At 71.3% G+C, this 25870-nt stretch carries 22 protein-coding genes; 8 read left to right on the top strand and 14 right to left on the bottom strand.

Features of this window, described 5'->3' with window-relative positions:
- The first annotated feature begins 27 nt into the window (after nucleotides 1-27).
- Genes ACX9TP_RS36520 through ACX9TP_RS36530 form a run of 3 tightly spaced genes read left to right on the top strand, consistent with a single transcriptional unit; the run spans nucleotide 28 to nucleotide 3340 of the window.
- The gene (locus ACX9TP_RS36520) at nucleotides 28-720 is read left to right on the top strand and encodes a hypothetical protein (RefSeq protein WP_482975274.1); all 693 of its coding nucleotides are present in this window, start codon (nucleotides 28-30) and stop codon (nucleotides 718-720) included.
- Complete coding sequence (locus ACX9TP_RS36525) at nucleotides 720-1988, top strand: YcaO-like family protein (protein ID WP_482975275.1); 1269 nt, start codon at nucleotides 720-722, stop codon at nucleotides 1986-1988. The genes ACX9TP_RS36520 and ACX9TP_RS36525 overlap by 1 nt, the downstream gene beginning before the upstream one ends.
- On the top strand, nucleotides 1985-3340 hold the full coding sequence (locus ACX9TP_RS36530) for a TfuA-like protein (protein ID WP_482975276.1): 1356 nt from the start codon (nucleotides 1985-1987) through the stop codon (nucleotides 3338-3340). The genes ACX9TP_RS36525 and ACX9TP_RS36530 overlap by 4 nt, the downstream gene beginning before the upstream one ends.
- Nucleotides 3341-3362: 22 nt before the next feature.
- Here the strand turns inward: ACX9TP_RS36530 and ACX9TP_RS36535 are convergent, their stop codons facing one another.
- The gene (locus tag ACX9TP_RS36535; RefSeq protein WP_482975277.1) at nucleotides 3363-4145 is read right to left on the bottom strand and encodes a class I SAM-dependent methyltransferase; all 783 of its coding nucleotides are present in this window, start codon (nucleotides 4143-4145) and stop codon (nucleotides 3363-3365) included.
- 56 nt (nucleotides 4146-4201) lie between these two features.
- Nucleotides 4202-4642 (bottom strand): CBS domain-containing protein, encoded by a 441-nt coding sequence (locus ACX9TP_RS36540; RefSeq protein WP_482975278.1) that lies wholly within the window; start codon nucleotides 4640-4642, stop codon nucleotides 4202-4204.
- Between the two features lie 249 nt (nucleotides 4643-4891).
- On the opposite strand from ACX9TP_RS36540, the gene ACX9TP_RS36545 reads away from it, so the two are divergent.
- Nucleotides 4892-5275 (top strand): response regulator, encoded by a 384-nt coding sequence (locus ACX9TP_RS36545; RefSeq protein ID WP_482975279.1) that lies wholly within the window; start codon nucleotides 4892-4894, stop codon nucleotides 5273-5275.
- 98 nt (nucleotides 5276-5373) lie between these two features.
- Here ACX9TP_RS36545 and ACX9TP_RS36550 read toward each other — a convergent pair whose 3' ends face one another.
- From ACX9TP_RS36550 to ACX9TP_RS36575, 6 genes are all read right to left on the bottom strand, one after another.
- Nucleotides 5374-6153, bottom strand: coding sequence for a ZIP family metal transporter (locus ACX9TP_RS36550; RefSeq protein WP_482975280.1), 780 nt, complete (start codon nucleotides 6151-6153; stop codon nucleotides 5374-5376).
- Nucleotides 6154-6235: 82 nt separating this feature from the next.
- Nucleotides 6236-7486, bottom strand: coding sequence for a COG3014 family protein (locus tag ACX9TP_RS36555; protein ID WP_482975281.1), 1251 nt, complete (start codon nucleotides 7484-7486; stop codon nucleotides 6236-6238).
- 4 nt (nucleotides 7487-7490) lie between these two features.
- Complete coding sequence (gene lpoB / locus ACX9TP_RS36560; RefSeq protein ID WP_482975282.1) at nucleotides 7491-8099, bottom strand: penicillin-binding protein activator LpoB; 609 nt, start codon at nucleotides 8097-8099, stop codon at nucleotides 7491-7493.
- 13 nt (nucleotides 8100-8112) lie between these two features.
- Nucleotides 8113-8943 (bottom strand): hypothetical protein, encoded by an 831-nt coding sequence (locus ACX9TP_RS36565; RefSeq protein ID WP_482975283.1) that lies wholly within the window; start codon nucleotides 8941-8943, stop codon nucleotides 8113-8115.
- 12 nt (nucleotides 8944-8955) lie between these two features.
- Nucleotides 8956-9522 (bottom strand): hypothetical protein, encoded by a 567-nt coding sequence (locus tag ACX9TP_RS36570; protein ID WP_482975284.1) that lies wholly within the window; start codon nucleotides 9520-9522, stop codon nucleotides 8956-8958.
- 125 nt (nucleotides 9523-9647) lie between these two features.
- On the bottom strand, nucleotides 9648-11285 hold the full coding sequence (locus ACX9TP_RS36575; protein WP_482975285.1) for a mechanosensitive ion channel family protein: 1638 nt from the start codon (nucleotides 11283-11285) through the stop codon (nucleotides 9648-9650).
- 181 nt (nucleotides 11286-11466) lie between these two features.
- Here ACX9TP_RS36575 and ACX9TP_RS36580 point away from each other — a divergent pair, with 181 nt between their 5' ends.
- From ACX9TP_RS36580 to ACX9TP_RS36595, 4 genes are all read left to right on the top strand, one after another.
- Nucleotides 11467-11850, top strand: a complete 384-nt coding sequence (locus ACX9TP_RS36580; RefSeq protein WP_120202605.1) for a response regulator — start codon at nucleotides 11467-11469, stop codon at nucleotides 11848-11850.
- Between the two features lie 5 nt (nucleotides 11851-11855).
- On the top strand, nucleotides 11856-13430 hold the full coding sequence (locus ACX9TP_RS36585) for a multiheme c-type cytochrome (protein ID WP_482975286.1): 1575 nt from the start codon (nucleotides 11856-11858) through the stop codon (nucleotides 13428-13430).
- Nucleotides 13431-13569: 139 nt separating this feature from the next.
- A complete protein-coding gene (locus ACX9TP_RS36590) occupies nucleotides 13570-15516 on the top strand; it encodes a lytic transglycosylase domain-containing protein (RefSeq protein WP_482975287.1) in 1947 nt (648 codons plus the stop codon).
- Nucleotides 15517-16046: 530 nt separating this feature from the next.
- A complete protein-coding gene (locus ACX9TP_RS36595; RefSeq protein WP_482975288.1) occupies nucleotides 16047-16715 on the top strand; it encodes a L,D-transpeptidase family protein in 669 nt (222 codons plus the stop codon).
- Nucleotides 16716-16728: 13 nt separating this feature from the next.
- On the opposite strand, the gene ACX9TP_RS36600 is transcribed toward ACX9TP_RS36595, so the two are convergent.
- The 6 genes from ACX9TP_RS36600 to ACX9TP_RS36625 form a co-directional block, all read right to left on the bottom strand.
- Nucleotides 16729-18483: an ATP-binding protein gene (locus ACX9TP_RS36600; RefSeq protein WP_482975289.1), complete on the bottom strand. Its 1755-nt coding sequence runs from the start codon at nucleotides 18481-18483 to the stop codon at nucleotides 16729-16731.
- A gap of 68 nt (nucleotides 18484-18551) precedes the next feature.
- Nucleotides 18552-21239, bottom strand: coding sequence for a protein kinase domain-containing protein (locus tag ACX9TP_RS36605; RefSeq protein ID WP_482975290.1), 2688 nt, complete (start codon nucleotides 21237-21239; stop codon nucleotides 18552-18554).
- A gap of 121 nt (nucleotides 21240-21360) precedes the next feature.
- Entirely contained in the window at nucleotides 21361-22131 is a 771-nt protein-coding gene (locus ACX9TP_RS36610; RefSeq protein ID WP_482975291.1) for a hypothetical protein, read from the bottom strand.
- Nucleotides 22128-23408: an ABC transporter permease gene (locus ACX9TP_RS36615; RefSeq protein WP_482975292.1), complete on the bottom strand. Its 1281-nt coding sequence runs from the start codon at nucleotides 23406-23408 to the stop codon at nucleotides 22128-22130. The genes ACX9TP_RS36610 and ACX9TP_RS36615 overlap by 4 nt, the downstream gene beginning before the upstream one ends.
- Nucleotides 23405-24106: an ABC transporter ATP-binding protein gene (locus ACX9TP_RS36620; protein WP_482975293.1), complete on the bottom strand. Its 702-nt coding sequence runs from the start codon at nucleotides 24104-24106 to the stop codon at nucleotides 23405-23407. Before ACX9TP_RS36620 ends, ACX9TP_RS36615 begins: the two co-directional genes overlap by 4 nt.
- Nucleotides 24103-25767 carry a hypothetical protein gene (locus tag ACX9TP_RS36625; RefSeq protein WP_482975294.1) on the bottom strand — a complete coding sequence of 555 codons (1665 nt, stop codon included), beginning with the start codon at nucleotides 25765-25767 and terminating at the stop codon, nucleotides 24103-24105. The genes ACX9TP_RS36620 and ACX9TP_RS36625 overlap by 4 nt, the downstream gene beginning before the upstream one ends.
- Between the last annotated feature and the right edge of the window lie 103 nt (nucleotides 25768-25870).

Consider the following 25870-nt stretch of genomic DNA (forward strand, 5'->3'; position numbering starts at 1 on the left):
CGTTCACCCCCAGCCACCGAGGTGCGCATGGCCGCCAAGAGCCCCAAGGAGTACGTCTATCTCTTCTTCCAGCCCAACGAGGTCAACGTCCTCGAGGGCTTCACCACCGAGCTGAAGGTGATGGGCGTGCCGAAGGACAACCCGAATGTCCCGGAGAACGTGACGCGGTTCGTGGATTTCAAGGTCAATCCCAAGAAGTCCCCGGAAGAGAAGGAAGCGCGCGCCCAGGTGAAGGTTGTCAGCCGGACGGACGAGGCCGTCACCGTGAAGGGCGTCAAGCCGAGCGGCGAGCCCGCCGACCTGCTCGCCATTCCCAGGAAGGGCTCGCCCTTGCCCACCGGCCTGGAGGCACGGGCGCGGCTGTGGGTGGACGAGTCGGACCTGCTCGTCTACGCGCCGGACGGCAAGGTCTACTGGCTGCCCACCGAGGCGTGGACGAAGGCGAAGTCCTTTGACCCCAAGCATCCCCAGGACATGAAGAAGCTCGCCAAGGCCCTCCTCCCGCTGCTCAAGAACGAGGCCGTGGTGGCCAACATCCCGCACCACGTCGCACACGAGCGCGCGGGCGGCTTGGGCGATAACATCTCAGCACCCACGCCGGCCGAGCCCGTCACCTGCTTCCTGCTCAACCTCAACAGCATCCTGTTGAGCTACACGCCCAGCAAGGAGCTGGAAGCCAGGGAGCAGGACGCCTCTCCCTTCGAGTCACGGAAGTACTGATGCCCCTTCGTCCCACCCGTCGTACTCCGGAAGCGGCCCTTCCTTCCGGCACCCTCAAGCACTTCCGCCACGGGACGCACCGGGTGGTGACGCCCACCGAGACGCTGGAGCGCGTGCGCCGGCTCATGCCGGTGCTGGGCATCACCCGCATCGCCAACGTCACCGGGCTGGACACGATTGGCATCCCCGTCGTCATGGTGGCGCGGCCCAACGCGCGCTCACTGGCGGTGTCGCAGGGCAAGGGGCTGACGCTGGACGCGGCGAAGGCGTCCGGCCTCATGGAGTCCGTGGAGGGCTACCACGCCGAGCACGTTTCCCTGCCGCTGAAGCTGGCCACGTACAACGAGCTGCGCTTCGGCGAGAGCGTGGTGGACGTGGCCGGCCTGCCCCGGCTGTCGGTGAGCCTGTTCCACGAGAACTGGCGGATGCTCTGGGTGGAGGGTGTGAATCTCATTCAGGGCAGCACCTTGTGGCTCCCCTTCGATCTGGTGCACACGGACTACACGCTGCCGCTGCCCACCGGCAGCGGCGCGTTCCTGATGAGCAGCAACGGGCTGGCCTCCGGCAACCACGTGGTGGAGGCCACGCTCCACGGGCTGTGCGAGGTGGTGGAGCGCGACGCCACCACGCTCTGGCACGCGCGGGGCGAGCGGGCCCAGGCACGCACCCGGCTGGATTTGGACTCGGTGGACGACGCCGGGTGCCGGGAGGTGCTGGAGAGGTATGCGCGCGCGGGCGTGGCCGTGGGCGCGTGGGAGACGACGAGCGACGTGGGCGTCCCCGCCTTCACCTGCTCCATCGTCGACCGCGAGCCGGAGGCCTTCCGGCCCGTGGCGGTGGCCAGCGGCATGGGCTGCCACCCGTCGCGCGAGGTGGCGCTGCTGCGCGCGCTGACGGAGGCGGCGCAGAGCCGGCTCACGCGCATCAGCGGGGCGAGGGACGACCTGCACCGCAAGGTCTACGAATCCGCCCGGGACGGCGTCGCGGCGGACCGGCTGCGCACGCGGCTGCGCGAGGAGACGCCCGTGCGCCGCTTCCCCGACGCCCCCACGTACGACGGGGCGACGCTGGAAGACGACCTGGCGTGGGTGCTGGGGAAGCTGGGCGCGGTGGGACTGGGCCAGGTGGTGGCGGTGGACCTGACGAAGCCGGAGCTGGGCGTGCCCGTGGTGCGGGTGGTGGTGCCGGGACTGGAGCCCACGCACGAGGCCCCGGGCTATGTGCCCGGCGCTCGCGCGCAGCGGGCGATGCGGGAGCGCGAGGAATGACGAAGGTGTTCATCTTCACCGGCCCCACGCTGCGACCCGAGGAGGCGCACGCGGAGCTGAAGGCCACCTGCCTTCCGCCGGTGCAGCAGGGCGACGTGTACCGGGCCGCACGGGAAGGGCCGGTGGCCATCGGCATCATCGACGGCTTCTTCGAGCACGTGCCCGCGGTGTGGCACAAGGAAATCCTCTGGGCGATGTCGGAGGGCATCCACGTCTTCGGCGCCGCCAGCATGGGCGCGCTGCGCGCCGCGGAGCTGGAGGCCTTCGGCATGGAGGGCGTGGGCGCCATCTTCGACGCCTTCCAGCGGGGCGAGCTGGAGGACGACGATGACGTCGCCGTGGCCCACGCGGGCGCCGAGGACGGCTGGCGCCCGCTGTCCGAGGCGATGGTGAACATCAGCGCCACGCTGTCGGCCGCCTGGGTCGACCGCGTCGTGAGCGAGGACACCACCCGGACCCTGGTGCGGGTGGCCAAGGAGCTCTTCTACGTGGAGCGGGCCTGGCCGGTGGTGCTCGCGAAGGGCGCGCGGGAGGGCGTGCCACCCTCGCAGCTGAAGGCATTCGAGGCGTGGCTGCCGACGGGGCGCGTGGACCAGAAGAAGGCGGACGCGCTGGCCCTGCTGCGCACGATGCGGGAGCGACTGGAAGTCGGGCTGTCGCCCAAGACGGTGAGCTTTCCCTTCCAGCACACGGATGCGTGGGAGGAGGCGCGACGGCGCGCGGGCCGGCTTCCCCTGCGCAAGGACACGCGGCCCCTGGAGGGCGTGGCGCCCGAGTCGCTCCTGGACGAGCTGCGGCTGCGCGGCGAGCTGGGCACGGCGCGGCGCTCGAGCATGGCGCGGGCGCTGGCGGTGGAGCAGGCCCGCCGGCTGGGACGCGAGCCCGGCGAGGACGAGCTGCGCTCCACCGCCGAGGCGCTGCGCCAGGAGCGGGGCCTGGCCCCCGAGTCCTTCGAGCGCTGGCAGGCCGAGCAGCAGGTGGATGACCTGAAGCGGCTCGTGCGCGACGAGTCCCACGTGCGCTGGGTGGAGACGCTCTTCGAGCCGGACGTGCTGCGCCACCTCGCGGACCACCTGCGGCTGACGGGCGAGTACGCGGCCCTGCTGGAGCGGGCCCAGGACAAGGAGCGGGTGCTCACGGCGGCGGGGCTGGCGACGCCACGGCCGGAGGACGCGGGCATCACCGAGGACATGTTGTGGCGCTGGTACTTCGAGGAGCGCCAGGGCCGGATGATGCCGGAGTCCCTCGGCCGGGCCGCGCGCGACGGCGGCTTCGCGGACGTGGACGCCATGCGCCGGGCCGCGCTGCGCGAGCTGTGCTACGTGCTCGCCAAGGCCGACGCGCCGGAGTGAGAGGCCCGGCGCCCGGCGCGCCTCAGGCCGGCTGGAGGACGAAGACGCGGTCCAGCCGGCGGCTGCCCCGGGACACGGGCGAGGCCACGTCGTAGTCGAAGTCGTACGCGGCCACCACGCGCAGGCCGGCGTCCCGGAAGAGCTTGCTGGCCTGGGCCGCGCTGTACGTGCGGAAGAACCACGTCGTCTCGATGAGCCAGTCCTTCCCCGGCCCGGTGACGCGCAGCCGGTTGCGCATGGGGGAGCGGCGCGCGCGGCGCTCGGGCACGCCCTCGTGCGTGTTGCAGACGACCTTGTCCTTCCCCACCTGGCCCACCCAGCGCTCGTGCTCCGGCGTGGTGCGCGCGTAGTCCGTGAGGTGGAAGCCGAGCACGTAGATGCCCTTCGGCTTCAGCAGCCGCCGGGTGCCGATGAGGTGCTCGCGCGCCGCGGCCTCGCTGTCCAGGTAGCGGAAGGTGGAGACGAGGCAGTGCGCCAGGTCCACACGGCCCCGCAGCGACGGCTCGGCGAAGGACTCCATGCGAGACTGCGACAGCCGCACGCGGCGGCGCTGCGCGGGCGTGAGGCGCCTGCGCGCGTGGGCGAGCATCGCGTCGGAGATGTCGTAGCCCACCACCTGGAGGCCCCGGCCCGCGGCCTCCTCCACCAGCCGCCCGGCACCGCAGGCGGGCTCCAGCCACAGCTTGCCGCCGGTGCCATGGCGCTCGCTGAGCGCCTGGAGGAAGTCCGCCTCGCGCACCGTGTCGGTGCCGAAGATGGCCTCGTAATACTCGGGGTGCTCGTACCAGTCGGTGCGCTTTTCCATGAGGGCGCGCGCATCCTCCAGGCGCCCGGGGAGAAAGCAAGAAGAAGCCCGGGGCTTCAGGGCGCGGTGACACCCGCCTCCCGCGCCCCGCGCCCCTCCGACTCCGCGGCGTCGAGCAGCCGCGACGCCAGGCGCATGAAGTCGGACTCGGTGACGATGCCCACCAGCGTGTCGTCGCCGTCCACCACGGGCAGGCAGCCGAAGCGGCCGTCGAGCAGCTTGTGGATGGCGTCGCGCGCCGGCAGGTCCGGCGTCACCGCCTCCAGCCCGCGCGTCATGATGTCGGAGACGGACACCGGCTGCGGCGCGGACGCGAGGTGCCGGCCCAGCGCGCGGATGAGGTCGCGGTGGCTCACCAGGCCCACCAGCTTCCCGTCCCGCACCACGGGCAGGTGCCGGATGTGGTGGAGCTTCAGCAGGTCATCCCCGTTCAGCAGGCCATCCGTCTCCTGCAGCGTGACGACGTCGCGGGTCATCAAGTCGCCCACGGTGAGCATGGCGCGGCCTCCTCGGTGTCCGCCCGTGGGGTGAGTCGGGGTTCGCACGGGCCGGAAGATGCGGACCTCCCTGGGAGGGTGCACCCGCCCCCCACACCGTGCAGCCGGGAGCAGTCGTGCCGCCGGGCGCGGCCCTCCCTGGACACACGGCGGACAGGCCTCGCGCCCGCGCCGGTTCACATCCGCCGCGGCGGCCCCCCATCCACCAGCACGGCGGCGCTGCCGCCCCCACCCGCTTCGAGGAGCGACATGCTGCATAGCGTCCTGCTGGTTGACGATGACCCCACCCTGCTCCGCCTCTACACCCGCGTCCTGGAGGACCTGGGCTGCGCCGTAGCGACCGCCCCGGATGGACAGGAGGCGCTGACGATGGCGCCGCACCTGCGCCCCCACCTCATCATCACCGACCTGACGATGCCGCGGATGAACGGGCTCGAGCTCTGTCAGGCCCTGCGCGAGGACCCGTGGCTGCGCGACGTCCCCGTCATCCTCCACAGCGGGCTGGACCTGCTGGTGCCGCCCGCGGGCGTCGTCTACCTGCGCAAGACGGGTGACCTGGCGGAGTTCGGCGCCCAGGTCATCCGCAGCCTCTCGGAAGCACCGTCCAGGCGACGACTCACCCCAGCCGCCTGAGCCGGTGGGCCGCTCCACGCCCCCCTCCCCGAGGAGCGGCCCACCGGCCCCGGCGCATGCGCGCGGGCCGGCGGCGGTGGAGACGAACGGGCCCCGGCTCAGTGCCCGGCCGGGTGCCCCATCAGCCGCGCGAGGACGAACATCAGGGCCAGCCCCGCGAAGAGCGCCAGCACGTTGCGCCCCGGGTTGTCCTTGCCATGCCGGTGCACGTGCGGAAGCAGGTCACTCACGGCGATGTAGAGGAACGTCCCCGCGGAGAAGGCCAGCGCCTTGGCGCCGAGGCTCTCGAAGTTCAGCACCGCGTTGAAGAGGAAGTAGAGCGCCGCGCCCGCCGGCACCATGGCCCCGTACAGCGTGGACAGCAGCAGGATGGAGCTGCGCGAGCGGCCCTCCGTCTTGAGGATGGACGCGAGCGACAGCGCGGAGGGCACCTTGTGAGCGACGATGGCCAGCATCGCCATGAAGCCCACGCCCTCCTCCACCGCCGAGCCCAGGGCAATCCCGTCGAACAGCGTGTGCGTGGACAGCCCGAGGAACGCCGTGAAGCCCAGCACCTGCCCGGGTGCAGCCGGCGCCCCGGTGCCGGACATGTGGTCCCCGGGCAGGTCCTCCCCCGCGTGCGCCACCAGGTAGCGCTCCAGCACGAGGAGGAAGGCGAAGCCCGCCGGCACCAGCGCGAAGGCCCACCACCCGCCGCCGGTATACGCCTCCGGCAGCATGTGGAAGAAGGCCGCGCCCAGCATCACCCCCGCCGCGAAGGCCAGGAAGCGCACCAGGTGCGTGGGTCGCTCGGTCCACACCACCCCCACCGCGCCCAGCAGGGCACCGAGGACGATGATGAGCGAGTAGAGGGCCACCGTGGCCAGGACTGGCGACATGGGGCGCGCACCCTACCTCAATCGGATTCCAGATTCGCGAATCTGGAATCCGACCGCCGTGCCGCGCTTCGTGAAGCGCCGCTCAGTAGCGCCGGACGACGATGAGCCCCACCCGGCCGGGCTTCACGTCCACCGTGTGCTCCGTCGTCCGGCCACTCGCTTCCACACGCACGGTGTGGCTGCCCGACTTCACCCGGAAGCGCGCCACCTGGAACTCCGCCGGCAGGGACAGCCAGGAACGCAGGTCTGGCGCGTTCATCGCGTTGAGCACCAGGAAGGTGAGCACGCCCACCTCGTCGCTCTTGGTCAGCGCGCCCACGCCCGCCGCCAGGCCGGCCTTCACCGCCACGCCCGCCAGCTGCTTCGCCAGCATCCGGCCAATGCGCTCGTTGAGGTGCACGCGCGCCACGTCCGCAATCGACGTCACCGTCACGGCCCGCTGCGACTCCTCGCCCAGCGTCACGTGCACCGCCGGAGCGCTGCCCCGGTCCCTGTACTCGGGCACCTCGATGAGGTTGCCGCCGTCGGCGTCACGCGAGGCGCTCTGCTTCTCCGGCGACAGGCCCGCCTCCACCACCACGACGAGCTGCGACTCGCCGGGTGCCAGCGGCGCGTGCGGTACGTCCGGGTACTTCTCCCGCAGCTCCGCGTACGCGTCGTCCCGGCCCGCCAGCTTCGCCAGCCGCAACAGCGGCTCCACCAGCGCGCCCGACCCGGGCTCCAGCTCGTACGCCTTCGCGTAGTCGATGTATGCCGAGTCCCAGTCGCGCTGGTCCTCGCGGAGCACGCCGCCGAGGTAGCGCGCAATCGCGAGCTGCTCGTACGGCTTCTTCTCCTCGGAGACCATCTTCTCCAGGCGGTCGTTGACCTGGCGGACCTCCACCATCGCGCTCTCGTCCTCGCCCAGCTCGGCGTAGTTGAGCGCCTGGAGGACGGAAATCATCAGCTTCTCGAAGTCCTCCCCGCGGTAGGTGCGCTGGCGCTCGTTGGTGACGAGCGCCCCGGCCTCCTCGCTGACGGAGACGGCGTCGAGCTGCTCGCTGAGCCGCTCGGCGTCCTCCAGCACGGCGTTGCTCTGCGCCCACTGCCCGGCGGCGTGCAGCACCATGCCCTTGTCCAGGAGCACCAGCAGCCGGTCCTTGTCGACGGCGGAGCGCGCGGTGGACTCCAGCGCGTCCAGGGCGCGCGCGTAGTCCCCGGACTGGTACGCCGCGCGGACGCCTCGCGTGCGCGCGACGTAGTCCCCCGCGCAGCCGGACAACAGCAACAGGCTCAACAGCGCCAGCCCGCCCCACCGGGACAGGCGGGACGGGCCAGGAGTGGAGAAGCTCATGGAGTTACCAGCTGACGTTGCGCTTCTCGAACTTCTTGCGGATCTGCTTCTCGTCCGTCCACTCGATGAGGCCGGTGCGCACGTTGCTCAGCTTCGCCGTCATCTTGTAGTAGACGAGCTTGTCGTTGCCGACCTCCTGGATGATGGAGGCGAGGTCGCCCGTCATCAGGAAGTCCACCGACGTCTGCTGGCCCGGGCCCTTGGCCGCGTTCGGGTCCACGTAGCCGGACTGCTGGTACTCGTACTCCTCGGCGATGTCCTGGCGCGCCGCCTGGTCCACCAGCGCGAAGCGGCCCGTCTGCGCGAGGGCCGTCTGAATCTTGTCCCCCAGCGAGCGCATGTCGATGTGCTCGGAGGTGCTGTTCTTCAGCTTGCCCACGAGGACGATGGGCAGCGAGCCGTCCTGCCGGGGCTGCTGGAAGCGCGCGGACTCGGCCAGTGAGTTGGCCATCTTCTTGGCGATGAGCTGCAGGTCGTTCTCGTTGAAACGGTCCGACAGCATCTCGATGGTGTTGGGGTCCTCGTACGTACCACGCGTGTAGGCGCGCGGGCCGTAGCACGCGGAGAGCGTGACGGCGAGGCAGGCGGACAGAAGCAGGCGGTGGGGGTTCATGGTGCGTTGACTCCTAGTTCCATTCGCATTCGAAGCGGCTGCCTTCGAAGTTCCACTTGTAGTTGAGCACCGCGTCGCGGCGGTAGCCGGCCGTCAGGCGGCAGAGGCTCTGCAGCGAGGCGCGCGGGTAGTCGAAGGTGTAGGTCTGCGACTTCGCCCGCTCCTGGTCCGTGAGCTGCGAGGGGTGCGTGAGCGTGGGGCTGCCGCTGGCGGCCACCAGCACCCTGTGCGGGCCGTACGTCCTGAGCGGCACCTTGCCCGCCAGTTGCACGCGGCGCACGGTGCGGGCGATGACGATGTCGCTGCGGTCCACCATCGTCTCGTGGCTGTTGCGGCGCTGCAGCAGCTCCGGGATGTTGGCGGTGAAGACGCGGGTGACGTCGCCGTCGTCCACGAAGAAGTAGAGGAACCCCTCGCGCGCGACGCGGCTCTCGCCCGTGAAGTCGAGCGTCACCAGCAAATCAAGCGCCCGGTTGGGCGCCAGCCCGTGCCGGGACACCGCCGCCAGCACGTTCTTGTCCACGCCCGCCTTCTTCAGGCGGATGAGGCCGTCGGCGCTGGCGTCGCAGGCGCAGCGGCGCTCCTCAATCATCTTCACCAGCTGCGCGGGCTCGAAGCCGGCCTGGGACAGCTTGGTCAGCTCCTCGTCGGTGAGCGGGAGCTGGTCCGAACGCTCGTAGATGCGCGGGAGCTGGTTCGGGTCCCACTGGATGATGTTGTAGGTCTGCACGTTGCCCGTGGGGAACGGCAGGGAAATCTGCGGACTTCCGCGGACCGGGGGCGCCACGACGGGGGCCTGGCTGGCGGCCACGGCCAGCGTGGCGGCGAGGATGTGGGCAAGCATGGTGGTCCCCCTCTAGAACTTGTAACCGACGGACATGCCCAGGCGGTGCGTGACGCCGCCGCCGCCAATGGGGATGTCCGGCATGTAGTTGAGGCCGAGGAGGATGTGGTTCTCGTCGCCCAGGAAGAACTCGGCGCCCACGTTCGGCTCGATTCCGAAGCGCAGCCCCTCGCCCTCGGGAATCACGATGGCGCCCGCCTTCAGGCCCGCGGTGAAGACAATGGGCCAGCCCCAGGTGCGGAAGCGCGGGCCCACCATGCCGATGAAGCGACCGCCGTCGAAGACGTAGGCGCCGCTCATGTCGAGCTGGAACCAGTCATCGCCCCACAGCGACAGGGTGGCGCCCACGTACAGCGGCGGGCCCTCGGGAGCGCCCCGGGGCGGCTCCTGGGAGTTGACGGCGGCGCCCCAGTCCAGCTGGAGCGAGACGCCCCGGCCACCCGGGTCGTCGTACCCGCCCTTGCCGTACTCCGACTCCTCGGGCCCATCCGTGCGGCCGCGCTCCTGCGCGCCGGCGGTGAGCGGCGCGGCGGCGGCCAGCAACGCGAGGGCCCCGCACAACCTGGCATGACGCTTCATCTCGAAGACTCCCCCGAGCAGTAGGTGCGTGAATTCGTGCGCTCTGACGGCGCGGTGCGCCGAATATTCAAGGTCCCCTGCCCGGCAGGCAAGGACTCCCTACACCCCGCGCCCTGAAGCCTCCCTCAGGCCCGGGGAGGCGTCGAGGGCGGGGGGGGATTCTTGCCGTCCGTCGGGGGCGGCGTCGGGGGCCCCGTGCGGGCCTCGGTGCGGGTAATCGGCAGCCACTGCGGGTTGACGCGCAGGAACTCCACCATCCGCTCGCGCACCAGGGCGCGCAGGTCGAAGAGCTGGTCCGAGTTGGCCACGCTCACCAGGGCCCGGATGGTGAGCGTGCGGTCCAGCACGTCCAGCACCACCACGTTGCCCACCCGGCCATCCCACATCTTCTTCCCCTCGGTCTCCAGGATGCGCGTCAGCTCCGCGCGCAGGGCGTTGATGTCGGTGAAGTAGTCCACCTGGAGGGTGACGGCGCCGAGCATCTCCGGGCTCCCCTTGCTCCAGTTCTGGAAGGGCTTGTCCAGGAACTGGGTGATGGGGATGACCAGGTGGCGCTGGTCCCACACGCGCAGCACCACGTACGTGAGGGTGATTTCCTCCACGGTGCCGAACTCGTTCTCCACGATGACGGTGTCACCGATGCGGATGGGCTGGGTGATGGACAGCTGGATGCCGGCCAGCAGGGTGGAGATGGACTTCTGCGCCGCGAGGCCGAGCACCAGGCCGGCGATGCCGGCGGAGGCCAGCAGCGACACGCCCACGCTGCGCACCACGTCGAACTGGATGAGCAGCAGCGCGGCGGCGATGACGTAGGTGGCCACCTCGAAGATGGAGCGCAGCACCACCAGCTGGGTGCTGACGCTGCGCGCGCGCGAGGCGTCCTTCATCTCCACCGACACCCGCTTCTGCACGAAGGCGGCGGACACCCGGAGGAAGCGCAGGATGAACCAGGCCAGGGAGATGACGCCCAGCGAGTAGCCCACCCGGTTGAAGAACGTCTGCACCGGCTGCGGCAGGCGCAGGAAGGAGGTGCCGGCGACGAGCAGCGCCGCGAAGACGACCAGCTTCAGCGGCCCCCGGCCCGCGGACACCAGGTCGTCGTCCCAGGTGATGCGCGTCCAGCGCGCCAGCCGCAGGGCGAAGGCCAGCAGCAGCCGCTCCACCACCAACGCCACCACGAGGCTGCCCAGCAGCGCCACCAGCAGGCCCAGCCACTGCCAGAGCTCCAGCCCCAGCACCGGATTGGAGAAGAAGATGGGCGGAAGGAACTCGGCGACGCGGGGGCCGTGCTCCGCGAAGAGCGGGTCCACCTGCCGCACCGAGGATTCGCTGAACACCCACACCAGCGCGCCCTCGGCCGTCACCCGCTGGACGCGGATGGCGACGTTGGCGCCCTCCAGGGGAATGGTCCCCAGCTGCTGCGTCCGGGAGTTGGGCGGCTCGCCTTCCGGCGCCTTGCTCAGCGAGGACAGGTCCACCGGCAGCTTCCGGTCCAGCACGAACTTCAGCCGGCGGGCGAGCTGGGCGCCGCGCGCCGCCTGCTCGGCGCGGGGGATGAAGTCCAGGTCCAGGTAGTGGGCGGCCAGGGCGTAGTTGCCCCGGTGGGCGGCGGACAGGAAGCCCTGGACGGCGGCATGGGGCGTCTGCCGGTCCACCTCGGGGGGAGGCTGCCCCAGGCCGTTGTTGAGCGCGGCGGCGGGCAGGCTCCACAGGACGCAGGCAAGGACGAGGGCTCTCAGGCCCCAACTGTCACGGTGCATCATGGGGTCTTTCCATACTCCTTTTCGGGCGTCATGCCGGAAGAAGTGGGGGCTGCCCCTCTGGCGGCCGAGCGTGCGACGGTGGACAGGCCAACATGGGAGCATGCGGCCGCATCTCAGGGCTTGGGAAACCGTTGGTGCGCAGGATGGGGGTAGGATAGAAACGGCCCCAAGGAAGGTCGCCGTGTCCGAGAAGCGAAGAATCCTCCTGATTGACGACAGCGAAATCACGCTCGCCATGGAGAAGGCGGTGCTCGAGGCGCGGGGCTACGAGGTCGTCGCCACGTCGACCCTGATGGAGTTCGAGAAGACGCTCCAGAGCTGGCGGCCGGACCTCATCCTCACCGACATCCACATGCCCGAGGCCAAGGGCACGGACATCTGCCGCACGCTCAAGAACGAGTACGGCACGCAGGACATCCCCATCGTCCTGTTCTCCAGCCTCCCGGACGACGAGCTGTCCAAGCTGGCCGAGCAGGTCGGCGCCGACGGCTCCCTGTCCAAGGTGAACGGGCTGGAGGCGATGGGCGAGAAGATAGACGAGCTGGTGCAGAGCATCCTCTGGTGAACCCCATGCGCCGCGTCCTCGTCGCCGCGCTCCTGGGCGCGTCGCTCGCCGGGTGCATGCGCAAGGAGTCGGCGCCGCCCGCCCCCCCGGAAGCCGGCACGGCCGCGGCGGCCCCGAGCGCGGCGGCCCCGGCGTCCAACAGCAGCGCCCCGGGCGCCATCCTCTTCGTCTCCGCGGACACGCGCGGCTACCTGGGCCCGTGCGGCTGCAGTGAGAACATGCGCGGCGGCATCGCCCGCGCGGCCTCGCAGGTGCTGGAGGCGCGCAAGGGCCCCCTGCCCGTCCTCTACGTCGACGGCGGCAACAGCCTCTTCGGCGAGCCCGAGCTGAAGCCCGGCCAGGTGCCTCAGGAGGAGCGCAAGGCGAAGGCCCTGTCGGACGCCATGCGGCTGATGGGCCTGGCCGTGCGCGCCACCGGCCCGCTGGACGAGACGCGCGGCGCGGCCTTCCGCCAGGGCCTGGGGCTGCCGGAGCTGCCGCCCGGCGCGGTGAAGGTGCTGCCCGCGGGCGCGCGCAAGGTTGGCGTGGTGGCGGCCCGGACGCCGGAGCAGCTGGTGGAGGCCAGTGCCCGGGCCCGCGCGGAAGGGGCGGACTTCGTGGTGGCCCTGCTGGACGCCACGCTGGACGCGGCGCAGGCCGCGGTGGACCGGCCGGGCCTGAAGGCGGACGTGGTGGTGGCCACCCGCACCGCGACGGAGTTCAGCGGCGAGCAGAACAAGCTGGTGCGCGCCGCGGTGCCGGTGGTGGCGCTGCAGAGCAAGGGGCGCTCGCTGTTGCGCGTGGACCTGGGCTACGCGCCCCAGCCGGGCGCCTTCACCCTGCTCAAGGGCCAGGGCGACACCGAGCGCGAGGCGGCGACGCTGGACCAGCGGCTCGCCCTGCTGGACAAGGAAATCAACCTGCCCGGCGTGGACCCGAAGCTGAAGGCGCTGAAGCAGGGCAAGCGGGATGAGCTGGTGGCGCGCAAGCAGGCGCTCCTGACGGCGCCCTCCGCGCCTCCGGGCGACACCAACGGCTTCACCCTGCGCTTCGTCCCGCTGGAGTCCAGCCTGCCCTCGCACCCCGACGCGCAGGCGCTGGTGGCCGCGTACGACGCGGACGTGGGGAAGATGAACCTCGCGTGGGCGAAGGAGCACGGCCAGGACTGCCCCGCGCCGAAGAAGGGCCAGGCGGCCTTCGTGGGCAGCGACACGTGCCGCACCTGCCACGAGGACACCTTCCCCGTCTGGGAGAAGTCCAAGCACTCCCACGCGTGGGAGACGCTGGAGTCCCAGGGCAAGCAGTTCCACCTCAACTGCGTGAGCTGCCACGTGACGGGCTGGGAGCAGCCCGGCGGCGTGTGCCGCCTGGACAAGGTGGCCGGCCGCGAGGACGTGGGCTGCGAGAGCTGCCACGGCCCGGGCTCGGAGCACGCGGACGCGCCGTCCACGGACACCATCATCGCCTCCCCGGGCGAGTCGGTGTGCATCACCTGCCACAACCCGGAGAACTCGCCCCACTTCGACTTCGCGACCTACCTGCCGCGAATCCTCGGGCCCGGACACGGGAAGCCGGTGGAACCCCGGAAGTCGACGCCATAGGACGGGCTCGCCTGGACGCCTGCTCCCACGCGGCGTCCACCGAAAGGTCACACGGCGCGACTCGTTGTTTGACTGTCAAGAAAAAGCGCGAATACTTCGGCCTCCGCCTGCTTCTGGGCGCTTCTGGGTTCGCGACTCCATGCCGCCTCTTCCCCTCCTGCTGCTCGCCCTGGCCTCGCTCCCAGCCTCGGAGGGCGCCCCTCCGCCCATGCCTCCGCCGCCTCCGGGCATGCGGGTGCTGGCCGCGGACGAGAAGCGCCTGCTGACGGGCGAGGCGCCCGCCGCGGGTGGTGAGCCCACCGCCGCCGAGGAGCCCGCGCCCGAGGAGGAGGCCACCAGCGAGGAGGTGGAAGCCGAGTCCGCGGAGCTGGAGGAGCTGCGCGCGCTGGAGGGCGCCGCGCTGGACCCGCAGGCGCGCCCCAACGCGGAGGTCATGCAGTCGCTGCGGCGGCTGGGGCTGGCCAACCCGCTGCGGATGCGGATGCTGGACGCGCTGGACGAGCCGACGTTCCGCGAGGACGACACGCCCGCGGAGCTGCCGCTCATCACCGACGTGGCCAACTTCGACGTCGCGCAGATTCAGGACCGCTACGACATCCCGGTGGAGATGCAGCCGCTGGTGGCCCAGTACATCCAGTTCTTCCAGGGCCCGGGCCGGCGCTGGTTCCGCAAGTGGATGTCGCGCGCCGCGCGGTACATGCCGGTGATGCAGCCCATCCTGGAGCAGTACGGGCTGCCGAAGGACACGGTGTACCTGGCCATGATCGAGAGCGGCTTCTCGGCCAACGCGTACTCGTGGGCGCACGCTGCGGGGCCGTGGCAGTTCATCTCCAGCACGGGCAAGCAGTACGGGCTGAAGCAGGACTTCTGGGTGGACGAGCGCAGGGACCCCATCAAGGCCACGCACGCGGCGGCGTCGTACCTGAAAGACCTGAAGCGGGAGCTGGGGCACTGGTACCTGGCGTGGGCCGGTTACAACACGGGCTCCGGACGCGTGCGGCGGATGGTGGAGCGGCACGGCACGAACAACTTCTGGGTGCTCGCCGAGGAGCGCGGGCTGGCGAAGGAGACGAAGCACTACGTGCCCAAGCTCATCGCCGCGGCGCTGGTGGCGAAGAACCCGAGCGCGTTCGGCATCTCCGAGGAGGAGTTCGAGCCCGAGCCGGTGCTCGAGTTCGACGAGGTGGAGCTGACGGACGCGGCGGACCTGGACGTGGTGGCGCGGGCGGCGGGGGTGAGCGTCAAGCTGGTGCAGGACCTCAACCCGGAGCTGCGCCGCTGGTGCACGCCGCCGGCGAGCACGAAGAACCCGTACACGCTGCGGGTGCCCCGGGGCGCGGGGACGACCTTCGCGGAGAACTACAAGCGGATGGCGCCCGCCGAGCGGCTGGCCTTCCGCGTCCACAAGGTGAAGCGCGGGGACACGCTGTCGCAGATTGCCGAGAAGTACGGCACCGCGTCCGAGGCCATCCTCCAGATGAACCAGCTCAAGTCGGCGCGCACGCTGAAGCTGAACCAGGAGCTGGTGATTCCGGTGCCCACGGGCAGGGGCGGCGGTGGCGGCACGACGGGCGGCGCGCTGGCGAGCAAGGTGGCGCAGGCGCGGCGCAGCGGCGTGGTGGTGCGGCCCGAGGACGAGGTGCCGGCGGGCACGCCCAAGGGGCCCGTGGCCGCGGGGCCGGTGAAGACGGAGAAGCTCAACGGCCGCACCCGGGTGACGTACGGCGTGCAGTCCGGCGACAGCCTCTGGGTGGTGGCGACGAAGTTCAACGTGTCGGTGGACGACCTGAAGAAGTGGAACAACCTGACGCGGCGCAACCCGACGCTGCAGGTGGGCTCGCTGCTGTACGTGTGGCCGGAGGGAAGCGCGGCCACGGCGCAGGTGCAGGAGCGCTCGGGCACGGTGGTGGCGAAGACGGTGGCGGCGAAGGCCAGCAGCCGGACGCACGCGCTGGCCGAAGGCGAGACGCTCTGGTCCGTGGCGCAGCGCTACGGCGTCTCCGTCGAGGACATCATGCGGTGGAACAACATCAAGGACCACCGCACCATCCCCACGGGCAAGCTGCTCAACCTGAGCGCGCCCTGACGCCGGGCGGGTGATTTGCACTGCGGCGGGGGATGACCACCACCCTCTCGCCGCAGGACTCTCGCTCGCTGCTCCCCCTTCCCGCCTCGCAGGACGTGCCGCCGACGGAGGGTGGCCCGCCAGAGGTCCGGCCCCTCGCGCCCAGGTCGCCGCCGCTCCAGGTGAATGCCAGCCAGCGGATGGATGGGCGTCCGCGCTACGGGATGGCCACCGACGAGCGGGACGCGCCGGAGAGAACGCTGCTGCCGGCACCGACGAGCGCGGCGGACGTTTCGCGGGCCGCCCTCCTCCTCGAGCCGCGGAGCCCGGACAGCGACACCCGGCAGCGCGCCTCCGGCGGATTACCGCCACCCCGGGCCGCTGCCACCGACCTGCCCCAGCCGCTTGCCGACACGCGCGGCGCGTCCGCCCTGCCCCGCCTGCCGGAGCCGCCGTCCAACGCCCGCTTCACCGGCCTGCCGCAGCTCGCCGACGTGGCCTCGGGCCAGCAGGTATTGGGGCCGGGCACGAAGGGAGACGGCCTGCGCGCCGTGCAGTCCGCACTCCTCGACATGGGCTTCTCGCTCCACGGCGGCGCGGACGGCCGCTACGGCCAGCAGACCGCGCGGGCGCTCCGCAACTTCCAGGTCCACGCCTCGCGCACCTTCCCCACCGTACGCCCCACGGGCACGCTGGACGCCGCCACCCTGCGCGCGCTGGACGCCCTGGCCCCGGCTCCGGGCGCACGCGGCCAGTCCCGGGGCCTGCCCTCCGCCTTCTACGACGGCCAGCCCGTCCGCGTGGTGGTGGCCCTCCGAGAGCACCGCACCTTCCTCTACGACACGGAGGGCCGCCTCGTGGACCTCTTCCCCAACGCCACCGGCACCGCCGCCACGCCCACGCGCACCGGGCTCAAGGTGGTGCGCACGAAGCTGGACCAGGCCGCCGCCGAGGCCGCGGGCGCGCGGCTCTGGAGTGACAGGCACGTCTTCGGCGTGCGCATCCTCGACTTGTCCTGGGCGGACGGGCGCCACTCGGGAGAGGAGCTGCATGGGACCTACGCCCCCGCCCTGCTGGGCGCGGATGTGTCCCACGGCTGCATCCGTCACTCGAACGAGGCGGTGCTCGTGCTCCACGACGCGCTGTCCCCGGGGGACCGCGTGGCCATCGTGGAGCACGTGGACGACCCGCACCTGGGTGTCCCGGTGCCGGTGTCCTGAGGCCCGGGGAGGGCTACCCCTCGAGCAGCGCCTTCAGCTCCCGCACGCGGCGGGTGATGAAGTCGCGGTCCAGCTTGCGGAAGCCCTCGGGCAGCAGCTCGCGGCTGGTGCACTCCTGCACCGCCACCAGGTTCTGCAGCTCGATTTCGAGCGGGTAGCTGGGGGGCACGAAGTCCGCCAGCACCGCGGCCACGTCGTCCTTGCCCACCGACTCGCGGCCCGCCGCCAGCGCGCGGAACTTCGAGCGCACCATGACGGCCTCGATGTCCGCGCCGCTGAAGGCGCGGATGCCCTCCGGAATCAGCGCGGCGAACGAGTCCACGCCCTCCACCGCCACGCCCGTCTTCTTGGACATGACCTTGAAGAGCTCGTCTCGCTCCGCGTCCGACTGCGGGTAGAAGAGGGCAATGTGCTCCTCGGCGCGGCCCTGGCGCTTGAGGTCGATGGGCAGCAGGTCCGGGCGGGCCGTCATCAGGAACCAGACAATCTTCCCGCGGTACTGCGTGTTGCCCATGAAGGAGGCGATGGAGCCGAACACGCGGCTGCTCGTCCCCGAGTCACCGCCGGAGTCGCGGTTGCCCAGGAAGGTGTCCGCCTCGTCGATCATCACCGCCACCGGCCACAGGGCCTTGAGCAGGTTGAAGATCTTCTCCAGGTTGGACTCGGTAACGCCCTGCCACTGGCTGCGGAAGTTGAGGAACTTCACCACGGGGATGCCAATCTCCCCGGCGAAGCAGCTCACCATGAACGTCTTGCCCGTGCCCACCGGCCCGGTGAGCAGGTAGCCCATGGGCATCACCTCCATGCGGCCCTTCTTCAGGGCGCTGGCGGCCTGCCGCAGCATCTCCTTGGCCTTGGTGTGCCCGGCCACCGAGTCCAGCGAGTGCGTCGGCTCGATGAACTCCAGCAGGCCATGGCACTCCGCCTGGATGATTTCCTTCTTCTTCTCCTTGAGGAGCTCCGGCGTGATCCGCACCTCGCGCTCCAGCGCTTCGGTGAGGACGCGGTCCAGGTTGATGCGGGACAGGCCCGCCGTCATCTTCGCCAGGCCCGCCAGCGGCACGTCCGACAGCGACTGCAGCCGCTTGCCCTCGAGCTTGTAGCGCACGTACTCCAGCCGCTCCTCCTCGTTGGGGAGGGGCAGCTCGATCGGCGCCGCGTAGGGGTTGCGGCTGATGCGCGGAGAGATGTCCGCCAGGTTCTCCGCGAGCAGGACGACGGAGACGTCGCCCGCGAGGAACTGCGGGTCATGCGCCCACTTGTCCAGCGTGGCGAGCACGAAGCGGTCCTCGGTGGACAGGTGGGAAATCTCCCCGCCCGGCACCAGCGTCTCCGCGAAGTCGATGATGAGCGCCAGGGACTTGCCCTCGCTCACGCGCATGCGGAGGAAGTTCTCCAGAATCTGGAGCGCCCGGCCCGGGTCTCTCGGCATGACCTTGGCATAGTCCGTGCCGTACATGGCGTCGTAGCCGGACATCGTCCGCATCAGGTCCTTCTGCGTCTCCGGGGTGGCGGAGCGGACGCCGGACGAGCGGTCATAGAAGAGGACGTGGTCCCGGCCGCCGAAGAGCTCCTCGGAGAGGAACGTCTTCAGGGTGCCGAAGCCTCGGCTGCCGTCCTCCATCTGCAGGGGCTGCAAGTCGCGCACGGCCCCGTACAGCAGGAAGGTGCTGACCGTCTTCGTGTAGTACTTGCGGGCCAGCTGCTGCGCCCAGCGGGGCAGATCCGCCAGCGGATCCGCCTTGTTGACCTTGCGCACCTTGCTCACACACGCCTCCTCTCGCTCCACCGTCCGGGGAGCAGGCCCGCCCGCTCCCAGGGGGAGCGGGCGTGGGGCTAACGGCAGCCGCGCTGCCGCTTGAGGGAAACCCGCGCGGTCGCCGGTCCCTGCCCCGACTGAGACTCTGGCACGTCCACCTCGGCCTCGTCGTGGCACTTCAGCTTCAGCAGGAGCTGCCGGGCGCTGGCGGGCACCTGGACGACCGCGGGGGTGATGGCCCCCACGTCCTGGCCGTCCACGAAGATGGTGGCGCCGGCCGGCTTGGAGTCGACCCTGACGGCCACCTTCACCACCCGGGGCTGCAGCTTGAGGCGCACCTCGGCCGGGCCATCCGCGGGCACGGCGACCTTCTGCGACGCCGTCTTGTACTCCGGAGCGCTGACCTCCACCGACCACTCCTGAGCGGTGACGGGCAGGCTCTTGATGAAGCGGTCCTTGCGGCCCTGCGGGCGCACCACATTGCCGTCGACCTTCACCTCGGCGTCCTCGGGCTCGGTGTCGAGCATGAGGGACGCGGAGCGCGACAGGCTCTCCAGCACCACCTGGATGGGGGTAACGCCCTTGCCCTCGGAGACCTCCACCGTCTGCGTGAAGGGCTTGAAGTTCTCCGCGCTCACCACGACCATCACCTGGCCCGCGGGGACCTCGCGAAGGAACGCCGGGTCCTTGCCCACGGGGACCGGCTGCGTGTCCACCAGCACCTTCACCGAGCTCCGGACGTCCACCGGAACGCCCTGCAGGTCCACCAGGATGTAGCCGGTGCCCGGCCGCGAGACGGCCCAGCCAATCCCGACCAGCAGGAGCAGCGCCAGCACGCCCAGCGCGCCGAAGAGCGCCACGCGCTTGTCCAGGCCCCGGCGCGCCAGCGCGGGCACCGCGGCCGTCGGCCGCTCCTGCTCGTCGTCCTCGTCCTCCTGCGGGGCGGCACGGTTGCCCGGCCCCAGCCCCTGTCCCATGACGGGAGGAGGCGGACGCGACATGCCCTGGCCCAGGTCCGGCGGCAGCGCCGAGCGCGGAATGCCCTGCGACACGTCCGGCGGCAGCGCCGAGCGCGGAATGCCCTGCGACACGTCCGGCGGCACGTCCCGGACGATGCGCGGCAGCCCCCCCTGGCTCTCAGGGGGCCGGCCGGGCCGCAGCGTGGGCGGCGGCGCGTCCACCGGCGCCAGCGTGGGCACGCTCATGGACGCGCGCGGCGGCATGGCGGGCGAGGGCGGCGGCACCGTGGCCGGCATGTTCGCCTGGGACAGGCGCGGCGCCGAGGGCGCCAGCGTGGGCGGAGGCGACAGCACGGCCGTCCTGCCGCCGGTGCTGGGCTCCTCGTCCTCGCCCCCGGGCACCGCGCGCGTCTCCAGCGGGGTGACGGCACGGCCGACGTTGGCGCCCGGCTGCGTGGTGGGCTCGGGGCTGTCGTCGAAGACGTGGTCGCTGGACACCAGCTGCGTGGCCAGGACCTCGTCCTCCTTGGGCGCGGGCGCGGCGGTGGCGGCCGTCAGCTTGGGCAGCGCGGCCAGCGTGGGCGAGCGGCGCACGCCGTTGTTGGAGCTGCTCCCGCTGGGGCTCACCGTGCCCATGGAGGCCGTCGCGCGCGGCGGCTGCGGGGCCACCTGCGGCACCGCCGGGACCGCCGCGGGAGGCGGTGGCTGGGCAGCGGCCGCTGCGGCGGCGGCGGCATTGGCGGCGGCGGTGGCGGCGGACTGGCCCGGCGTGCTGTTGAAGGACGCGGCCTCCAGCGCGGCCAGCATGCCGTCGGGCGGCTTGATGTCGGCGTACTCGACGAGGCGCTGCTTCTCGCGCTCCACCTCTTCCGCGAAGGTGGACTTCATGTACTGCATGAGGTCCTTGCGGCTGAAGATGGTCTCGCTGGTGATGAGGAAGCGCTGCAGGTCGTCGCCCAGCTCGCTGGCGTACTGGTAGCGCTCGTCCACGTCCTTCGCGAGCGCCTTGAGGACGATCTTCTCCAGCGCCTCGGGGATGCGGCGGTTGTACGTGGAGGGCGGCGGCACCTCGGCCTTGCGCACCTTCTCCAGGACGCTGAAGTCGCTGTCGCCCACGAAGAGGCGCTCACCGGTCAGCATCTCGTAGAGGCACACGCCGATGGCGAACACGTCCGAGCGCCGGTCCAACGGCAGGCCGCGGATCTGCTCCGGGCTCATGTAGCCGAACTTGCCCTTGAGGATGCCCGCCTGCGTCTTGGTGGCCTTGCCCGCCGCCTTGGCGATGCCGAAGTCGATGACCTTCACCTCCCCCTCGTAGGAGATGAGGATGTTCTGCGGCGAGATGTCGCGGTGGACGATGTTCATGTCCCGCCCCATCCCGTCCTTCTTCCGGTGGGCGTAGTCCAGGCCCTCGCACATCTTGGACACGCAGAAGGCCACCAGCGGCACCGGCGCGGGCTCCCCCTTCTTCCGGCAGCGGTCGAAGATGGCCCGCATGTCCTTGCCGGGGATGTACTCCATCGAGATGAAGTAGCTGCTGGTGATGTGGCCCAGCTCGTAGATGCTCGCGATGTTGGCGTGGGTCAGCTGGACGCTGATCTTCGCCTCGTCGATGAACATCGAGATGAACTCTTCGTCCTCCGCGATGTTCGGGAGGATGCGCTTGATGGCCACGAGGCGCTCGAAGCCGCTCGCGCCGAACTGCTTCCCGCGCCACACCTCCGCCATGCCGCCAATGTTGATGCGGTCCAGAAGGAGGTACTTCCCAAACGGGATGGGCTGCCGCTTCGGTTGAGTGGTCGTCACGTGGGGGAGGGTCCGTTCCCAGCGAGCCTAGCGATCGCCACTCCACAGGGTCAACCACGGGTACGACTCCCGTACCCGGGCAGGCAGGCTGCCCGCCCCCCCTCCGTCCGGCCGCGCTGGCTCAGGGCTGGACGCTGGAGGTCCCCGCGTCGGCTTCAGAAGGCTCCGCTGCTACATCCCCGTCACGGAAGGCACCGACCTGTTCCTCGTCCGGAGGCGTGGGCCGCACCAGCAGGAAGCGCGTCTCGCCCCGGGCGGAGACCACCGCGGGCGCGCCGAAGCGCTGCTCCCCCGGCAGCCCCACCAGCGTCACCCAGGCGCCCTTCTTCTCCGGGGCGACGCAATACAGCAATGTCCCCGGCAGAACACCCGGGGCCTCTTGCACCGGGCCCTCGCAGTCCTTGCGCACCTGGAGCGTGTACGCGGCCACCGGCTCGCCGCGGACGAGGTAGGGAGGCTTGCCGAGCTGCTCCAGCAGCGGCTGGAGGACGCGCGGGTCGTCCGGGACGGCCTGCTCCGTGGCCAGCTGCTGGGCCAGCTGGTGGAAGCGCTGGAGCGACATGGAGGCCACGTCCAGCGAGGACAGGGGCACGCGGCTCTCCGCCATCACCAGGTCCACGAAGAGCGAGCCCACCAGCAGGATGGGCAGCAGCCGGTAGCCCTTGAAGCCCTCCGCCCGGCCCCCGACGACGCCGACCACGACGACGAGTGTGGCCAGCACGGTCAGGGCGAGCACCACCGCGGGCCCCACGGGCGAGGGCAGCGCGGTGAAGGCGGCCACCTCCGCGCTCCGGGCGCGCACGGCGTCCGCGAGGTCGCCGCCGTATATCCAGGCGAGCGCGACCAGGCTCAGCCCGTTGCCGAGCAGCGTCTTGCGCGAGGGGAGCATCATCCGGCGAGCGTACGCGCCGGGTCGGTGGCGGCCGCGCGGCGGGCGGGGAAGTACGCGCCTGCGAGCGCGGCGAACAGGCCCAGCAGCACGCCCCCCACCACCACCGGCCAGGGGAAGGAGAAGAAGCTGTCGGGCTTGAAGGGGAAGTTGGGCAGGTAGCCCGAGGCCAGCCGGTTCACCACGAAGGCCAGCAGCAGGGCGATGGCGGTACCGGCGGCGCCTCCGAGGAGGCCCACCACGGCGGCCTCGGCCAGGACGATGCCGCGCACGTCCGCGCGCGACGCGCCCACCGCCTGCATGACGCCAATCTCCTTGGCGCGCGCCCGCACGGAGGCCGACAGCGCGTGGGCGATGTTCACCGCCGCCAGCAGGCAGATGAGGATGGACAGGAGCGCCAGCGCGGAGGTGACGAGCGCCACCGCCGCGCCCGTGTTCTCCGCCATGCGGCGCTCCTGGTCGTCGATTTCCAACCCCATGCCCTTCACCGCTTCCACGATGCCGGGCACCTGCGAGGGGTCCTTCGCCACCAGGGTGACGCCGCTGAAGCTCTCCGCGTCCACCCCGGCTTCGCGGTTGATGCGCACCGCCGTCTCCAGGGGAATGGTGAGGCCGGCGAGCATGGCCCGGTCCGACGCGCCCACCACCTGCGTCGTCGCGGAGCGGGTGGGCCCCCCTCCGGTGTTCGCCACGTAGGAGCGGTTGAACTCCACCGGGAAGCCGAAGCCCACAATCATGTTCGCGGACAGCTGCGGCAGCTTGCGCGCCGGGGCGAACGTCTTGTTGTACAGCTCCAGCAGCCGCGTGGACACGAGCGCCGGAATCGGCTGGCCGTCGCCCGGGTCCTTGAACTCACCCAGCTGCACGTCGCCCTTCACCAGGCCCGGCTCCACGCCCACGGCCAGCACTTCCATGCCCATGCGCAGCTTCGTCCCGAAGAAGACGCCGTCGTAGCGCGTCACCGCGGGCACGCGGACGTTCATCTTCCGGTACGCGTCCTCCACGCCGGGCAGCGCGCGCAGGCGGTCCACGGTGGCCCCGTCCAGCTTGCCGCCGCCCAGCAGCGAGCCCAGCGACACCGACGCGGGCACCACGTCCACCAGCCGCGCGTCGGTGGGGAATATCTTCTCGCGGATGACGCGGCCCACGCCCAGGCCCAGGCCCACGAAGAAGACGAGCGCGCCCACGCCCATGGCCACGCCGAAGGCGGAGAAGAAGGCGCCCTTGCGCTCGCGCGCGAGGCTCAGCCGCACCAGCCGGGACAGCGCGTCCAGCCTCACGGGGCACCTCGGGTGGCCAGGTGCAGGTCGGCGCGCTCCTCCACGAGCCGCCCCTCCTTCAGCCGCAGCACGCGGCGGGCCGCGGCGCTCATGCGCTCCTCGTGGGTGACGGCCAGCACGGTGAGCCCCTCGCGGTGCAGCTCCTTGAACAGCTGGATGACGCCCTCGCCGGTGGCCGAGTCCAGGTTGCCCGTGGGCTCGTCGCACAACAGCAGCTTCGGCCCGCTGTAGAGGGCCCGGGCGATGGCCACGCGCTGGCGCTCGCCGCCGGACAGGCGCACCGGCGCGCGGTCCTTCTTCGCGCCCAGGCCCACGCGCTCCAGCATGGCCTCCGCGCGCTTGCGGCCGTCCGGGTGCGGCGCGCCGAAGTGCGAGGGCAGCAGCACGTTCTCCAGCGCGGAGAGGTTGGGGATGAGGTGGAAGGACTGGAAGACGAAGCCCACGTGGGTGTTGCGGAAGCGCGCCAGGGCCTTGTCACCCAGGCCGCGCAGCTTCACGCCGCCCACCTCCACGTCGCCCTGGTAGTGCACGTCCAGCCCACCCAACAGGTGCAGCAGGGTGGACTTGCCGCTGCCGGACGGGCCCACCACCGCGACGAAGTCCCCGGCGTCCACGTCCAGGGCCATGCCGTCGAGGACGCGCACCTTCGTGCCGTCCCCGTCCACGTACTCCTTCACGATGTCGCGAGCGCGAATCACGGCGTGGCCGGCTGGGTGGTGGTGGAGGCCGCCGCGGCCGGAGTCAGGCGCAGGGACATCTCCGCCTGCAGGGCCTTCTCCTTGCGCGACACGGCCAGCGTCACCGCGCGCAGGTCATCCGTCGCCTCCAGCCAGCGCACGGTGGTGGCCTTGATGGCGAAGCCGCCGATGCCCCAGGCCTCGGAGGGCAGGTTCTTCACCGCGTCCGACAGGCGGCGCAAATCGAGCACCAGCGTGAAGGCGGCGTCCTTGCCGGCGTCCTTCAGGTCCGCGGCCACCGGGCCCTCGCCGGCGGGCTTCGCGAGCGAGGCCAGCGTGGCCTCCATCCGGGCCTTCGGGGCGGCGACCACCAGCCGTCCGTTGGGCGCGAGCGCGAAGTGGGCACCCTCCCCCGCGCGGTACGACGTGAGGTAGACCTTCTGGCCCTTCAGGTCGGCCGGCTCCACCTTCGCGCCGAAGTCCTCGGCCATGGCCGGCAGCTTCTCCAGCGTGGCCTGCGTCTTCGCGGCGTCCTCGGTGTCCGCCAGCGCGACGAGGTGCACGAAGCGGAAGGGGTTGGTGCGGCGGAAGTCCAGCGCGGGCATGCCCGAGCCCAGGTTCACCGTGGGCGACAGCGACATGCCCAGCACCAGGCCGGGCTTGAGGTTGTCGAGCACCTCGGTCTTCATGTCGAGCCCGCTCTTCTGCACCGCGCGGGTGATGTAGCCGCCCAGCAGGTACGGCCACGCGCCGTCGAGGTGGGACGGGTCGCCGCGGAAGCGCGCCACCAGGAAGCTGTCGGCGGGCAGCGCGCCGGTGAGGTCGGACGCGTCCTTCAGCGGGTCCAGCGCCGCGAGCGAGGCCTGCGTGTCCGGCCACGGCGCGTCCGCGTGCAGCGTCACCGCGCGCTCTTCGATGCGGCCGGTGAGGGTGACACCCTGGACGGTGCCGGCCGGCACGAGCAGGCCGGTGCCGCCGGGCAGCCACACGTGGAAGTCGCGCTCGGACGGGAGGCGCTTGAGGGACTCGGCCAGCACGGGCTCGGTGGAGAGCGACTGCTCCGCGGGCATCGTGGCCAGCGTGCGCAGCGTGGCCACCGACGCGCCCGCGCCCAGCAGCGCGTAGTCGGTGCCCTTCAGGAAGAGGATGCCCAGCGCGGGCTCGGTGGCCCCCGGACGGCTGAAGCTGACGAGGCTGCCGCCGTCCACGGACGTCTTCTGCGTCTCCGAGGCGCCCAGGCGGCTGCCGGCGAACTTCGCGAAGGTCGCCTGGAGCGCGTCCGCGTCCTTCACGCCGACGATGGAGACGGCGCGGTTGCCACCGAGGAACGCCGCGCCCGCGCCGCGTCCGGGGGCGATGCCCGCGGCCTCCAGCGCCTGGCGGCTGCGCAAATCAACGCCCACCTGCCGCATCACCGCCGAGACGTACCCTTCCGCGGAGGAGAAGTTCTGCAGCTGCGCGGCGAAGGAGGCGACCTTGAGGTTCTGGAAGCGGGCCAGCTTCTCGCCGAGCGCGCCCAGGTCGTTGATGACCACGGCGGCCTGGGCGTCTTTCGGGAGGTAGCGGGCGGGGCCCGCCGAAGCGCTCGCGCCGGTGGGGCCGGCGTCCTTGCCGCAGCGGGAACAGCCCGCGACGGCGAGCACGAGGAGGAGGGTCGTCGGGAGCCAGGCTCGGCGGAACATGCTGGCAGGACAGGATGCCTGGGCCGGAGAGTCAATTTATTCGTGGGTGACGTGTAGGACCGACCCCAGGGCAGGGGGGCGGATGACGGCCAGGCAACGTCCG

Source organism: Pyxidicoccus sp. M15 (genome assembly GCF_056858435.1).